The 13,431-nt window shown below is 38.5% G+C and carries 12 protein-coding genes; 3 read left to right on the plus strand and 9 right to left on the minus strand.

What is annotated here, in order from left to right; all coding sequences use genetic code 11:
• Positions 1 to 21 precede the first annotated feature (21 nt).
• A complete protein-coding gene (locus tag H4J46_RS05040; protein ID WP_182232412.1) occupies positions 22 to 453 on the plus strand; it encodes an HIT domain-containing protein in 432 nt (143 codons plus the stop codon).
• 151 nt (positions 454 to 604) lie between these two features.
• Here H4J46_RS05040 and megL read toward each other — a convergent pair whose 3' ends face one another.
• Complete coding sequence (gene megL, locus H4J46_RS05045) at positions 605 to 1,816, minus strand: methionine gamma-lyase (protein WP_182232413.1); 1,212 nt, start codon at positions 1,814 to 1,816, stop codon at positions 605 to 607.
• Between the two features lie 322 nt (positions 1,817 to 2,138).
• Here megL and H4J46_RS05050 point away from each other — a divergent pair, with 322 nt between their 5' ends.
• Positions 2,139 to 3,707: a sigma 54-interacting transcriptional regulator gene (locus H4J46_RS05050; protein WP_182232414.1), complete on the plus strand. Its 1,569-nt coding sequence runs from the start codon at positions 2,139 to 2,141 to the stop codon at positions 3,705 to 3,707.
• A gap of 65 nt (positions 3,708 to 3,772) precedes the next feature.
• Here the strand turns inward: H4J46_RS05050 and H4J46_RS05055 are convergent, their stop codons facing one another.
• The 4 genes from H4J46_RS05055 to H4J46_RS05070 form a co-directional block, all read right to left on the minus strand.
• Positions 3,773 to 4,561 (minus strand): response regulator, encoded by a 789-nt coding sequence (locus tag H4J46_RS05055; RefSeq protein ID WP_182232415.1) that lies wholly within the window; start codon positions 4,559 to 4,561, stop codon positions 3,773 to 3,775.
• Between the two features lie 30 nt (positions 4,562 to 4,591).
• Positions 4,592 to 4,990: a stress response translation initiation inhibitor YciH gene (locus H4J46_RS05060; protein WP_182232416.1), complete on the minus strand. Its 399-nt coding sequence runs from the start codon at positions 4,988 to 4,990 to the stop codon at positions 4,592 to 4,594.
• Between the two features lie 281 nt (positions 4,991 to 5,271).
• A complete protein-coding gene (locus tag H4J46_RS05065) occupies positions 5,272 to 6,198 on the minus strand; it encodes an electron transfer flavoprotein subunit alpha/FixB family protein (RefSeq protein ID WP_182232417.1) in 927 nt (308 codons plus the stop codon).
• Positions 6,195 to 6,947, minus strand: coding sequence for an electron transfer flavoprotein subunit beta/FixA family protein (locus H4J46_RS05070; protein ID WP_182232418.1), 753 nt, complete (start codon positions 6,945 to 6,947; stop codon positions 6,195 to 6,197). The genes H4J46_RS05065 and H4J46_RS05070 overlap by 4 nt, the downstream gene beginning before the upstream one ends.
• A gap of 290 nt (positions 6,948 to 7,237) precedes the next feature.
• Here H4J46_RS05070 and H4J46_RS05075 point away from each other — a divergent pair, with 290 nt between their 5' ends.
• Positions 7,238 to 8,887 carry an electron transfer flavoprotein-ubiquinone oxidoreductase gene (locus tag H4J46_RS05075; protein WP_182232419.1) on the plus strand — a complete coding sequence of 550 codons (1,650 nt, stop codon included), beginning with the start codon at positions 7,238 to 7,240 and terminating at the stop codon, positions 8,885 to 8,887.
• A 184-nt stretch (positions 8,888 to 9,071) separates the two neighbouring features.
• On the opposite strand, the gene H4J46_RS05080 is transcribed toward H4J46_RS05075, so the two are convergent.
• The 4 genes from H4J46_RS05080 to H4J46_RS05095 all read right to left on the minus strand — a co-directional run bounded on the left by H4J46_RS05080 (position 9,072) and on the right by H4J46_RS05095 (position 13,416).
• Complete coding sequence (locus tag H4J46_RS05080) at positions 9,072 to 9,845, minus strand: DUF2884 family protein (RefSeq protein WP_182232420.1); 774 nt, start codon at positions 9,843 to 9,845, stop codon at positions 9,072 to 9,074.
• 46 nt (positions 9,846 to 9,891) lie between these two features.
• Entirely contained in the window at positions 9,892 to 11,571 is a 1,680-nt protein-coding gene (locus H4J46_RS05085) for a DUF342 domain-containing protein (RefSeq protein WP_182232421.1), read from the minus strand.
• A gap of 39 nt (positions 11,572 to 11,610) precedes the next feature.
• Entirely contained in the window at positions 11,611 to 11,937 is a 327-nt protein-coding gene (locus H4J46_RS05090; RefSeq protein WP_182232422.1) for a hypothetical protein, read from the minus strand.
• A 228-nt stretch (positions 11,938 to 12,165) separates the two neighbouring features.
• Complete coding sequence (locus H4J46_RS05095; RefSeq protein ID WP_182232423.1) at positions 12,166 to 13,416, minus strand: CinA family nicotinamide mononucleotide deamidase-related protein; 1,251 nt, start codon at positions 13,414 to 13,416, stop codon at positions 12,166 to 12,168.
• Positions 13,417 to 13,431 lie beyond the last annotated feature (15 nt).

Genomic DNA, 13,431 nt, shown 5'->3' on the forward strand with positions numbered 1-13,431 from the left:
AGATTAAGATAAGGTAGCAATATGAGTGAGCAATTTAAATTACATCCACAATTAGCCAATGACTGCTTTGTTATGGCTGATTTTCCACTTTCTCGTTTATTACTGTGTAATGACAGTGCTTACCCTTGGTTCATTTTAGTGCCAAAAGTCGATGGTATTCAAGATATATATCAACTGGATTGGCAGCAACAGCAACAGCTATTAAATGAATCAAGCATGCTAAGTGAAGTGCTTATGCAGGAATTTCAAGGTGACAAAATGAATGTGGCAGCCTTAGGCAATGTAGTATCACAGTTGCATTTACACCACATAGTGCGTTATGAAAAAGATGCCTGTTGGCCAAAGCCTATTTGGGGGCAACAAGCGCTAACACCCTATACAGATAGCGAACTAGAAGTTATCAAAAGTCGTATAATACCTAAGTTATCAGCCATATTGCTATCTGACAACTAAGTTTTAAGATAACGAAGCTCTAGTACAAAGTGTCTTAATACTCAATGTATTAAGACACTTTGTATATAGCTGCTACATTTCAATATACAAACCAATACTTGAAGTGCAACGGCTATAATTGTCTAAGCTAAAATCAGCCTAATGAAGCTACTTATGCAAAGCTTTTAGCAACAGGCGATTGCTTCATCATGGCAAGCGACTGACTTAGATCTGCAATTAAATCATCAACATTTTCAAGACCAACCGATATTCTAATTAAACTGTCACTGATACCGGCGGCTAAACGCTCTTCTTGAGTATAAGGTGAATGTGTCATTGATGCAGGATGTTGAATAAGAGACTCTGCATCCCCTAAACTGACGGCAATGGAAAATAACTGCATACGGTTAATAAAATCACTACCACCGGCTAAATCACTATCAATTTCAAAAGCAATAACACCGCCAGCTGCTTTCATTTGCGAGCCAATAAATTTATGTCCTGGGTGGCTTTTTAGGCCCGGATAATAAACATGAGTGACTTGCTCATTACCTTCTAAAAATTTCGCTATTTTTTCTGCGTTACTGCAATGGCGCTCCATACGAATAGGTAAGGTTTTAAGACCTCGCATGATCAACCATGCATCATGTGGACTCATTGTTGCGCCTATATCTTTGAGTACTGTCATTTTTATCATCATGATCATTTCACTAGTACCACAAATAATACCAGCAACCACATCACCATGACCGTTTAAATATTTTGTCGCGCTATGCACCACTATATCTATGCCATACTTTCCCGGTTGCTGTAATACCGGCGTTAAAAAGGTGTTATCAACGATAGAAATAATGTTGTGTTTTTGCGCTATTTCACCAATCATAGCTAAGTCGTATACGGCTAAGTTTGGATTTACCGGTGTTTCTAAAAAGATGACTTTTGTATTGGGCTTTATTGCTGCTTCAATCTCTGCAGGGTTTGCCATATCAACAAAGCTAACTTCAATGCCCCATCGGGTAAGTTGATGATTCATTAAAGCAAATGAACAACCATAAACCGCTTTTGATGAAATTAGATGGTCGCCACAAGATAAATTGCTCAGTAAAGCGCCAGACACCGCGCCCATGCCAGTAGCCGTGGCAGCGGCGTCTTCCATACCTTCCATCGCGGCTACTCGCATTTCTAATTGCCGAGTTGTTGGGTTGCCTAAGCGACTATATATGTAGCCTTCAGCTTCGCCCGCGAACCTATCAGCACCTTGTTGTGCACTGTCAAAGATAAAAGTAGAGGTTTGGTAAAGCGGCGTGGCTAATGAACCAAATTGTTCATCATTAATACGGCCTGAATGAATTGCTTGAGTTTCAATATGTTTACTTTGAGACATGGGATACCTTTTTCTATTGGATAATTATTATTGTTGTTAACTCTAAGTCAGTCACTTATCAACAGTCATATAGCAATTATACTGCCATCTTTTTATTTTATTATTTATCAATGGCTTATGTTTTTTTTATTAGATCCAACAAGTAAGTTGTAATATTATTATTACAACTTACTTGTTGCTAATAAAGATAGTGAGTTAAAATATAGAAGAAAGCTTTGTTAGCTATGGCTTTGCTTGAGGTTTGTTTTTTTGTAATAAAATAATTACAGTGTAATATATTTATTACGACACTAAAAATGTAAGATATTGATGTGGAGTTTGCGTGCGAATAGAAATAAAATCTGAAGACCGAATGGGTATTAGCCAAGAAATATTGGCAACTTTTACTAGTTTGGCGCTAGACATTCAAGCAATGGAAGTGAGCTCACAATTTATATTTGTGCATTTGGCCAAAAGCGCCATTAGTTTTAATAAAGTAAAACAAGCATTAATGAGCGTTGCCGGTGTTGATCACTGTCGGGCTGTAGATTTATTACCCTCAGAAAGTCGAGAACGGCATTTAAGGGCATTAGTGAATCGTTTACCTGATGCTATTATCGATATTGATGAAAACGCTTGTGTGATGGCGTTAAATCAAGCGAGTGAAAAGCTATTGGTGAATCATCAACGCCACAAAGGTGTTTCGCCATTACTCGGCGAGCAACTCAAAGGAGCTCAAGTTAACCACCTACTTGATATAGAAATAATTTTGCCTTTATTAGATGAAATTAGCTCACAAAATGTTGATATTGCCGGACAAAGTTACCTAGCAGAAATTAGTCCGATCAGTGAACAAGAAAACAGCTCTGGTGCCGTTATATCCTTAAAATCAATCACCAGTTTAGGTCGACAAATTTCGATACTGCAAACGAGAGATGCTCAGGGACTTGACAATATTATTGGTCAATCTGCTAGCATCCAATTACTTAAAGAACAAACAGCTCGCTTTGCTGAATTGGAATTGCCGGTATTAATTAATGGTGAAACAGGCACGGGTAAAGAGCTTGTTGCCAGAGCTTTACATAATGCGAGCAAACGTCAACAAGCGCCATTTTTAGCGGTAAATTGTGCTACGTTACCTGAACATTTACTTGAAAGTGAGCTGTTTGGCTACGCAAACGGTGCTTTTACGGGCGCGCAAAAGGGTGGTAAACCGGGTTTGCTTGAGTTGGCGGAAGGCGGAACTTTATTCCTAGATGAAATTGCTGAAATGTCACCTTATTTACAAGCTAAATTATTAAGGTTTTTACAAGATTTTAAATTTCGTCGCCTCGGTGGTACCAAAGAACTACAGGCTAATGTTAGAGTACTGAGTGCGACTCATCAAGATTTATTAGCCATGATAAGTCAGCACAAGTTTAGGGAGGATTTGTTTTATCGCTTAAATGTGCTGAATTTGAATTCGCCACCATTACGTGAGCGTGTGGAAGATATTGCCTTAATAGCGCGCCATTTTGTGGTGCTAGCAGCAACACAAATGAACTTGCAGCAACCAAAAATTGATGAAAGTGCCATACTATTACTCTCATCTTATCGCTGGCCCGGCAATATTCGAGAATTACAAAATGTGCTGTTTAGGGCGGTAGCACTGAATGAATATGGTGATATAACAGCACAAAATATCAGCGTCGCGTTAGCGCAATTTAAACAAACTGAAGTCACTGATGTGGTTGAATTTAAAGTGGAAGACGAGCTGGAGAATTGGGCCAGTGCGCAAGCAAAATTTGAACAGCAGCTTATTAGCGCTTTATATCCTTATTATCCGACAACGCGTAAATTGGCAGAGCGATTAAAGGTATCACATAACAAAATAGCCATGAAATTAAGGCAGTTTGGTATTAATAATAACTAACTTACTAATAAATAATGCCAAATACAGAATCACTAATACCTATGGGTGACCGTTGTGAAGGTGATCTAATCTTCTAGTATTTTATAGAGAATTTTTTTAATGTTTTCAGGCTCAAAGGGTTTGTCACACATTGCTGTAACGCCTTCAGTGAGTATATTCGCTAACTGGGTTTGACTACTTTCACTCGTTACCATGAGTATGGGGATATGTGATTGCTGGCTCTCACTGCGAATATATCGGGTTAGCTCTTGACCATTGACCTCTGGCATATTGTAGTCAGTAACGACGAGGTCAAACATATTTTCTTTTAACAAGGCAATAGCTTCATTGCCATCAACTGCTTCGGTTATTTTCAGTAAACCCAAGTTGTTTAATACGCGTTTAATATGATTTCTGGCCAAGCGACTATCATCAACAAGCAAAACGCGAACTTGATGAACATCAAAGTAGTCAAGTTCTAGCTCATCGGTAGATAATAAATCAATGGTCGTGTTTATTGCTGTCGCTAAGTGATCAGAAGTAAAAGGCTTTGGTAGTAAAGCAATAACACCCGACTGCTTAAACTCTTCTAATTTTTTAAGGCGATTCTCACTGGTAACTAGCATAAAAGGTGTGTCAGCAATAGCAGGGTTCTTTCTTATTTTATGCAGCAATTCTATTGCATTACCGTCATCAAAATACATCGCGCTAGTAATTAAATCACGTGGGTGTTTTTCGGCACTGGCATAAGCTTCAGTAATGTTTTTAGCTTCTGATACTTGGGTAATACCCAGCTGTTTTAACTCTTTAATTATAATTTTTCTTTGTAAATCAGAAGGCTCAACAACCAGTAAAGATAATTCATTTGGATTCATAATATTACTCGATAATGTTTAATTGATTATTTAGCCACCAATAAATTTCACCTTAAAGCCACTTTTTTCCAGCACTAATTTTATCTCTTCGCGCTTATCACCTTGAATTTCTATCACTTCACCCACGACGCTCCCACCAGTGCCACAGATTTTCTTGAGTTTTTTGGCAAGTTCTTTTAAGGCTTTATCATCTATGCCTAAGCCGGTAATGGTGATAACACCTTTTCCCTTTCTGCCTTTAGTTTCTCGACGTACTTTTGCAAAACCGTCTGACGGTGTAACTGTCGTACTTTTAGTTGGTGATATTCTTCCCTCAGTTGTTGAATAAACCAAGGTTTGATGGTGGCTATTTTGCTTAGGTGGTGTATCGTCGATACTTTTACCAAAGGCACTAGCTAAGTCACTTAGGCTAGAAAATTTTTTTGTCATAGTTGTACCAATCTCATTAATTTTTGATCATTTCTACTGGTTAAAACAAGCCACTACTACCTTGTTTATTTAATCATTCTCGCTTCATGAATACCGCTTATTAGATAATGCAGTAGCATATTGTCCTAAGCCACTTACTTTTAAATAAATACTTTGTATTTTGCGGTGTTACCTGCATACAAAGTAAACCAGATAATGAATGAAACGGGTCCTACTGCTAAAATTTGGATAAAATAAAACCACTGCTCGAGTGGTTTTATTATACAGAGAAAAAAGTGAGCTTAAAGCTTACTTTCTAATTCAGGTAAAGCGTTAAATAAATCAGCCACTAAACCGTAATCAGCCACTTGAAATATTGGCGCTTCGGCATCTTTATTAATCGCCACAATGACTTTAGAGTCTTTCATACCGGCTAAATGTTGAATAGCACCTGAAATACCTACCGCGATATATAAGTCAGGGGCAACAATCTTACCTGTTTGACCCACTTGCATATCGTTTGGTACAAAGCCTGCATCAACCGCGGCACGAGAGGCGCCAATGGCTGCGCCTAACTTATCTGCTATACCATCAAGTAATTTGAAGTTTTCACCGTTTTGCATACCACGACCACCAGAGATGATCACACTTGCTGCACCGAGTTCAGGTCTTTCTGAAACCGAAAGTTGTTCACTTACGTAGCTAGAAATTCCGGCATCAGTGACCTTGTCCACAGCAATAATTTCAGCATTACCATCGGTTGCAACGGCGTCAAAACCGGTAGAGCGAACAGTAATTACTTTTTTGCTATCTAAACTTTGCACTGTGGCAATAGCATTACCGGCATATATAGGACGGACAAAGGTGTCACTACTTTCTACAGCAATAATATCTGAAATTTGCGTAACATCTAATAACGCAGCAACACGTGGCATAAAGTTTTTGCCGGTTGTCAGTGCTGTCGCCATGATGTGGTTATAATCTGCGGCAAGTTCAGTCACCAATAACGAAACATTCTCAGCCAGTTGGTGTTCATAAGCAGCGTTATCAGCTACTAACACTTTTGAAACACCATTAACTTTGCTCGCTGCTTCAGCAACAGCTTGACAGTTGTGACCGGCAACTAAAAGATGAATATCTCCACCAATAGCTTGCGCTGCAGCAACAGTTTTTAGTGTGTCGGCTTTTAATTCGCTATTATCGTGCTCGGCAAATACTAAAATGCTCATGAGATCACCTTCGCTTCATTTTTTAATTTTTCTACTAATTCATCAATGCTTTCAACAATAATACCGGCTTTGCGTTCAGCTGGCGGTGTCACTTTAATTAAATTAGTACGTGGGGTTAAATCAATACCAAAATCAGCGGCCGCTTTTACAACTAGTGGCTTGCGTTTGGCCTTCATTATATTTGGTAATGAGGCATAACGAGGTTCATTTAAGCGTAAATCAGTGGTGACAATAGCAGGGAGAGTTAAGGCTAGAGTTTGTAAACCGCTATCAACTTCACGAGTAACATTAACTTTATCGCCATCAATGCTTACAGCTGAGGCGAATGTACCTTGTGCCATGCCGGTAAGTGCCGCTAACATTTGGCCTGTTTGGTTGTTGTCGCTGTCAATTGACTGCTTACCAAGAATAACCAGTTGTGGTTGCTCCTCTTCCACTATTTTTTGTAATAGTTTAGCAATGTTGATTGAATCTAAGCTTTCATCTGTCTCAATTTGAATAGCACGGTCAGCACCTAACGCTAGGGCTGTACGTAACTGTTCTTGGCAAGATTTATTACCAATAGATACAGCGATAACTTCAGTCGCTATGCCCGCTTCTTTTAAACGAACGGCTTCTTCAACAGCAATTTCACAAAAAGGGTTAATTGCCATTTTTACATTAGCAAGATCGACATTTGAATTGTCTGCTTTAACACGTACTTTTACGTTATAGTCAATAACGCGTTTGATGGGTACTAATACTTTCATCGTTGCCTCTGATTATGTTGGTTGTGGGTAATCTTGGTTAAACTAAAATCAATTCAACTTAACGCTATAATTATGGATTGAAAGACTACTTGTAGATGACGTTTACGTCAACGTCTTCTGTCGATATGGTCAGTCAAATCGTGCTTAAATAAATATTATCGTTAATTAATGCAATACAAGATAGTATTTAACACGAATATATCTATAATGTTTGATGTTATCAAACAGGTGTTTGAAAATCAAACGAGTGTTTGAATATTTCATGTAATAATTAAGTGATGGGAGATGTTATGGAACGCGAATCAATGGAGTTTGATGTTGTAATTGTTGGAGCGGGTCCTGCAGGCCTGTCGACTGCTTGTCAACTAATGAAACTGGCACAAGAAAAAGAACAAGAACTTATGGTCTGCGTGGTTGAAAAGGGCTCTGAAGTGGGCGCTCATATTCTTTCCGGTGCTGTTTTTGAACCACGAGCGTTGAATGAATTATTTCCTGATTGGAAAGAAAAGGGTGCACCTGTAAATACCGCGGTGACTGGCGATGATATTTATTTATTTAATGGTGAAAACAGCGCGATAAAATTACCTAGCTTTAGTGTCCCTAAAACTATGCATAATGATGGTAACTACATTGTTAGTATGGGCAATGTTTGTCGTTGGTTAGCTGAACAGGCTGAAGAGTTGGGTGTGGAAATTTTCCCAGGCTTCCCCGCTCATAGCATTATTTACAATGATGATGGCAGTGTTGGTGGTGTTACTACCGGTGATATGGGATTAGATGCAGAAGGTAAGCCTAAAGATTCGTTTATGCCGGGTATGGAGCTAAAAGCAAAATACACGGTTTTTGCAGAAGGCTGTCGTGGCCATTTAGGCAAAGAACTTATCGCTAAATTTGGCTTAGATGCTGATAAATCGCCACAACATTACGGTTTAGGTTTTAAAGAAATTTGGGATATTGCCCCTGAAAAGCACCAAGAAGGTTTAGTAGTGCATTCTGCTGGTTGGCCGCTTGAGAAAGACACGACCGGTGGTGGTTATTTATATCATGCGGAAAACAACCAAGTCTTTGTTGGCTTAATTGTTGATTTAAGTTATAGCAATCCGCATTTAAGCCCTTTCGATGAGTTTCAACGTTACAAGCATCATCCTAAAATTGCCCAATATCTCGAAGGTGGCAAGCGTGTATCATATGGCGCAAGAGCAATGGCTAAAGGTGGCTTTAATTCACTACCTAAAATGACCATGCCAGGTGCTGTATTAGTAGGTTGTGACGCGGGTACCATTAACTTTGCTAAAATTAAAGGTAACCATACCGCGATGAAATCTGGCATGTTGGCGGCTGAGTCCATTTTTGATGCCTTATTAACCGGCGATGAAGGTGGCAAAGACCTCACCAGTTTTACAGAGAAATATCAAAATTCTTGGTTATATGACGAACTATATAAGACACGTAATTTTGGCCCTGCTATGCACAAGTTTGGTACATTTTTAGGTGGTGCTTATAATACAGTCGACCAAAACTTTTTTGGTGGTAAGTTACCGTTTAACTTTAAAGATGACAGCTTGGATCATGAGCAACTAAAACTAGCCGCAGATGTGCCAGTGATTCATTATCCCAAACCTGATAATAAATTAAGTTTTGATAAACTGTCATCAGTATTCTTATCAAACACTAATCATGCAGAAGAGCAGCCATGCCACTTAAAGTTAGCGGATAGCAGCATCCCTATCGGTGTTAACTTAGTCAAGTATGGTGAGCCAGCGAGACTTTATTGTCCTGCAGGGGTATATGAAGTTGAAAGTACCACAGACGGCGACAAATTTGTGATTAACTCGCAAAACTGTGTGCACTGTAAAACTTGTGATATCAAAGATCCGAGCCAAAATATTACTTGGGTAACACCAGAAGGCACAGGCGGCCCTAATTATCCTAATATGTAGTAATAAAAAAAGGCTTATTAGCCACTCGTTCAGATTGAGGTGATCGCACATATCGCTATTTTTGAACAAAAAAACCTGCAATTGCAGGTTTTTTTATGTTTGGAGAATGGGTTTTTACAATTATGAAGCTTATTTTAGCGCTTTTTTTAATGGCGTAGCGAGGAGCGGCTGTGAGTGCTGTTGCTTAACGAGTTACTATCAAGTTGAATTCTGCTAAGGCAGGTATCTCTAATTGCAGCTTGTTTTCTATCTGATCAAGTTTTAGTAAGCTTGCACAAATAATTGCCGCTTTATTTTCTAAGGTATTGGCTTGGTTACTTATATCGATTTTTATATCATTACCCATTGATTCAATACGTTGGTCAAAAGTTTCAATACGTTGTTCGGTACTTTGTTTTTCTTTATGAGTTATGGCTTCACCTACAGCGACTAAAATGTGACCAACAGAGTTGGTTACAATAGTTTCGATTTCTTTTTTAAATTCACCAGCAAAAATATCATCAAAATCATCAAAATCTTGTGGCGCAATATAGTAGCTTTCATCACTATGGTTAAAGCGAGTGCGTAATCGCGATTTCATCTCATCAAACTTTTCTTGGAACTGTTGATGTGTCGCACTGTTTTCACCAGTTAAGCTGCTGATCACTTTATTGACCGCTTTTAGTCCGAGCTCAACACCTTCTATGGCGATTGAAACTATCGCAGGCACTTGTGTTCTAACACCCTTGGTATACTCGCTCAATTGACTTTTTTGTGTCTTGTTAAGCGCAATTTCACGGCCATAGACAAAAAGCTGATGTTGGTCATTTATTTGTACATAAGTTTGACTCTGATCGACAATACGCAGGTGAGCAGGGTCGATAATAACACCATAATTAAAATTAATATCACATTGTTGGGCGTTCGCTGTGCTTATACACAAACAAGTAACTAGTAAGCTGCGGGCTATAAGTGCCATAGCAAAACTCCATATTAGATCAGATTTTTAGCGGGTATTATTACACTTAAACAAGTGGTTCTATATGAACTTTTTGGTCTTTGTAAATGAAACGACTGGGGCCATATTCACGGCGAGTTTTATCGTGATATTCACCAATGATGACTTGAACACCATGATACACTTTTTGGCTTGCTTCAACAGAGCCACTGGTCATATATTGTTGCAGCTGCTCTTTATAGGACTCTTTTTCAGCGCTAAACTCAGCCATTTTTTTCGAATGATAGTGGTAAGTGGAGATAACTTTTGCAATTATTTCTGGTTTTATTTTATTGTTGGGACGTTTTTTTAGTTGAATCACTGTATCTTTTAGCCCTAAAAGGGTATCAGACTCAGCTTTTACAGCTTGATCAACCTCTAAAATTTTAGCTAAGCAATCATGCATTTTATCGGCAAAAGTTATAATGGTCATACTGCCGGAGGTTGCACCTATTGTACCTGCATGTACCGACTCGCCGGCACTAATATAGCCAGCAATAAGTTTACCGTTGGCTTTTTCTTCGCGACCAACCCAGACCGTTTTATTGACCTTTACTATGCTATGAATTATTTGATTTTCAATTCGTAATGAGTCACAGGTGATATCTGTGTATTGGCAATATTTGGCAAAAACCTTACCACGGGCTTTAATATGAGCACTTAAGTTGATTTTAGAAATATCGACTGATTCAACTTCTTGTTTTTTACCAATAATACCTTTGCCAATAGTTATATCACCACCAGCATCTAGCGTAGCGGATTCAACAAACCCCCCAATTGAAATGTCACCTGTAGCAACCACTTTCATACCCTCACCAATGTCACCATCTATAATGACACTACCTGTAAATTTAACATGGCCAGTACCGACATCAACATTTTTAAGATGGTAAACACCGTCAACCTCCATACCTTTTTCAATAATACGAGGTAGGCCAACCAAGGTAGAAACTAAAAGATTGCTGTTTTTAGGGCTTAAAGCGGTTCCTTCTCCAACCACCATTTCAATATCTGTACCAGGTTTAGAGTCTAATATATCGCCGGTGACGGTATAGCCTGGAATACCATTAGTCAGTGGGATTTTTTTAGCGAGAGGATCACCTATTTTGACACAGATAATATCGCCTAGATCGCGCATGTCTACACTACCATCATCACGTTCTCTTGGTTTTAATATTCTATCTTGTGCGCTCTCTACTAAAAATTTTATATAGGAATTTTTACCCTCTGTTGGTAATTTTCCGTGCGCTATTTCACATTTTACCATCGAACCGGCTGGCGCTTCTGCTGCCTGTTTGGCAAGTTTTATTAATTGTTCTTTACTAAAACCTTTATAAACCTTAGCTGCTTGAGCTGCATCAAGTATTGCTTTTGCGCTCATGTGTTTGCCACCAAGCGCGGTTGTAATTTCTGCTGAAGCTGACATCTTGTCGTCGGCAACTTCTATTAAAAACGTAGCATCGCGTCGCTCAAGTATTTGGTATTGTATTTCACGGCCAGTATGATTTTCTTGTAAAGGTTTTAAAACACTTTCTAGTTCAGCGATGGCATTTTTAATATTACCCTCAATAACGTATAACTGACTGTATTGAGAGTTATCAATTAGCTCATGTATATCAGCTACAGTTAGAGGTGTCTTCGTTTTTATAGGAGACAACACTAAGCTGATGTGATTGATATCGTTACTTACTAAACTTACCTTACTCACAAGCTTATAACTCCATTATTTAATAAAATTCATTATTCCCTAAATATAATTCTCTTGATGAACTTTAATAAAATTTTCGGTGTTTATTTTTGAATAATCTAATTTATATTCTTTATTGTCTAATGCCTCGATAAACACTAAAGTTTTTACTTGGCCAAACACCTCAGGTTTACTCACATCAATAAGTTCTTGATGTGCTCTTTTTGCATCAATGCGTTTTTCTGGTATAACACCTTTATATAAACCAATACCTGTATGGCTTATTATTATCACTGGATGATCACCGTTAACCAAAAGTAGATCAATTTTTTTGTTTTTATGAATAATAGTGTTACGGCCACTGACTCTAAAGTTTTTATCGTTCAAAGTACTCCCCTATGATAATGAGTGACTTGGTACTTTAACTTGTTGTCAAAGCAAATTTTTCAGCTAATGTTGAAATTTATTATTTTTATATTAATATCAGCTTTTAATAAGATTAAAATTTAATGGCTCTAAATATATAAAGATTTGAATCACTAAGCAATATAAAACCGCTCGCTTATACCTCAATTTGACTTATGATTAACTTATACTGTCGTAGTATAGTTTATGTTAACTACTTATTAACATCCTTCGAATTAAGTCTAAACTGCGAGCAGCAACCACCTGCTGAAAATGTTGTCTAGCGACGGGGATACAATAGTACTTCGCCTGTAACGTTTGTTTGTTACCCCAAGCTATCCAGACCGAGCCGACAGGTTTGTCTTCTGTAGCGCCATCTGGCCCTGCTATACCAGACACAGCGATGACATAATCAGCATTCGACTTAGCTAAAGCCCCTTTGGCCATGGCTAACACTGTTGCCTTACTAACCGCGCCGTGGCTAACTAAAGTTGCCGCCGGCACATCAAGCATTTTACTTTTCATCTTATTGGAGTAGGTAACAAAGCCGGCTTCAAAAACTGCTGAAGCACCAGCTATAGCCGTTATTTGACTGGCAATTAGACCACCAGTACAAGATTCTGCAAGGGTAATTTTTTGCTGTGACTTAATGAGTAAGGGGACAAGGTAATCAGCGATTGTTACATGGTTACTTTTACCTATTGTGAGTATATGACTACCTAACAAGTTACTCAGCTTATGCTGCCATTGCGCTAATAATTCTTTACCTTTTGGGCATTGAACACTTAATTTCACTTCCAGCAATGGCATCGCTGCGCGAAAACCAATCGCTATCTCATTAGGCCAGTCGGGGAACTTGTCATTAATCAGCGCCTGTAATGTTGACTCACCCATACCAAAAGTTTGTAAACGGATGAGATTTTTTTTGTTTGTTATTGGAAATAATTGCTGCAAGCTAGGAATAATTTCATCTTTTAGCATGTGGCTTAATTCACTTGGCACCCCAGGGGTACAAATAATCAGACACTGGCCTAATTGAATACGAATACCGACAGCGCTGCCAGTTGCATTATTAACAATTTCACTGCCCAAGGGTAAGTAGGCTTGTTTTAAATTAGGTTGATTGAGTTGAGTGTTTCTGCGCTTGGCCCATGTTTTTAAGTGTGAATGTGCCTGTAGATTAAGGTGTAAGTCAACACAGCAAGCTTGTGCTAGTGCTTGTGATGTAAGATCATCAATCGTTGGACCAAGGCCACCATTAATGAGCAATACATCTGCTGTTTGACTAAGTTGAATTATTTCTGCAGATAAAAGTGCTAGCTCATCAGCAATGGTTACTTTTTTATTGATAGTTAAGCCAATGTCATTGAGCTGTTGTGCCAACATCACTGAGTTTGTATCAATAACATCGCCATTCATCAATTCGTTACCGGTTAAAAGTATATTTACCTGAGTAGTCATATAGCGCCAAAATTC

Origin of the sequence: Colwellia sp. MB02u-6 (assembly GCF_014077095.1) — a bacterium.
Classification (GTDB): Bacteria; Pseudomonadota; Gammaproteobacteria; order Enterobacterales; family Alteromonadaceae; genus Cognaticolwellia.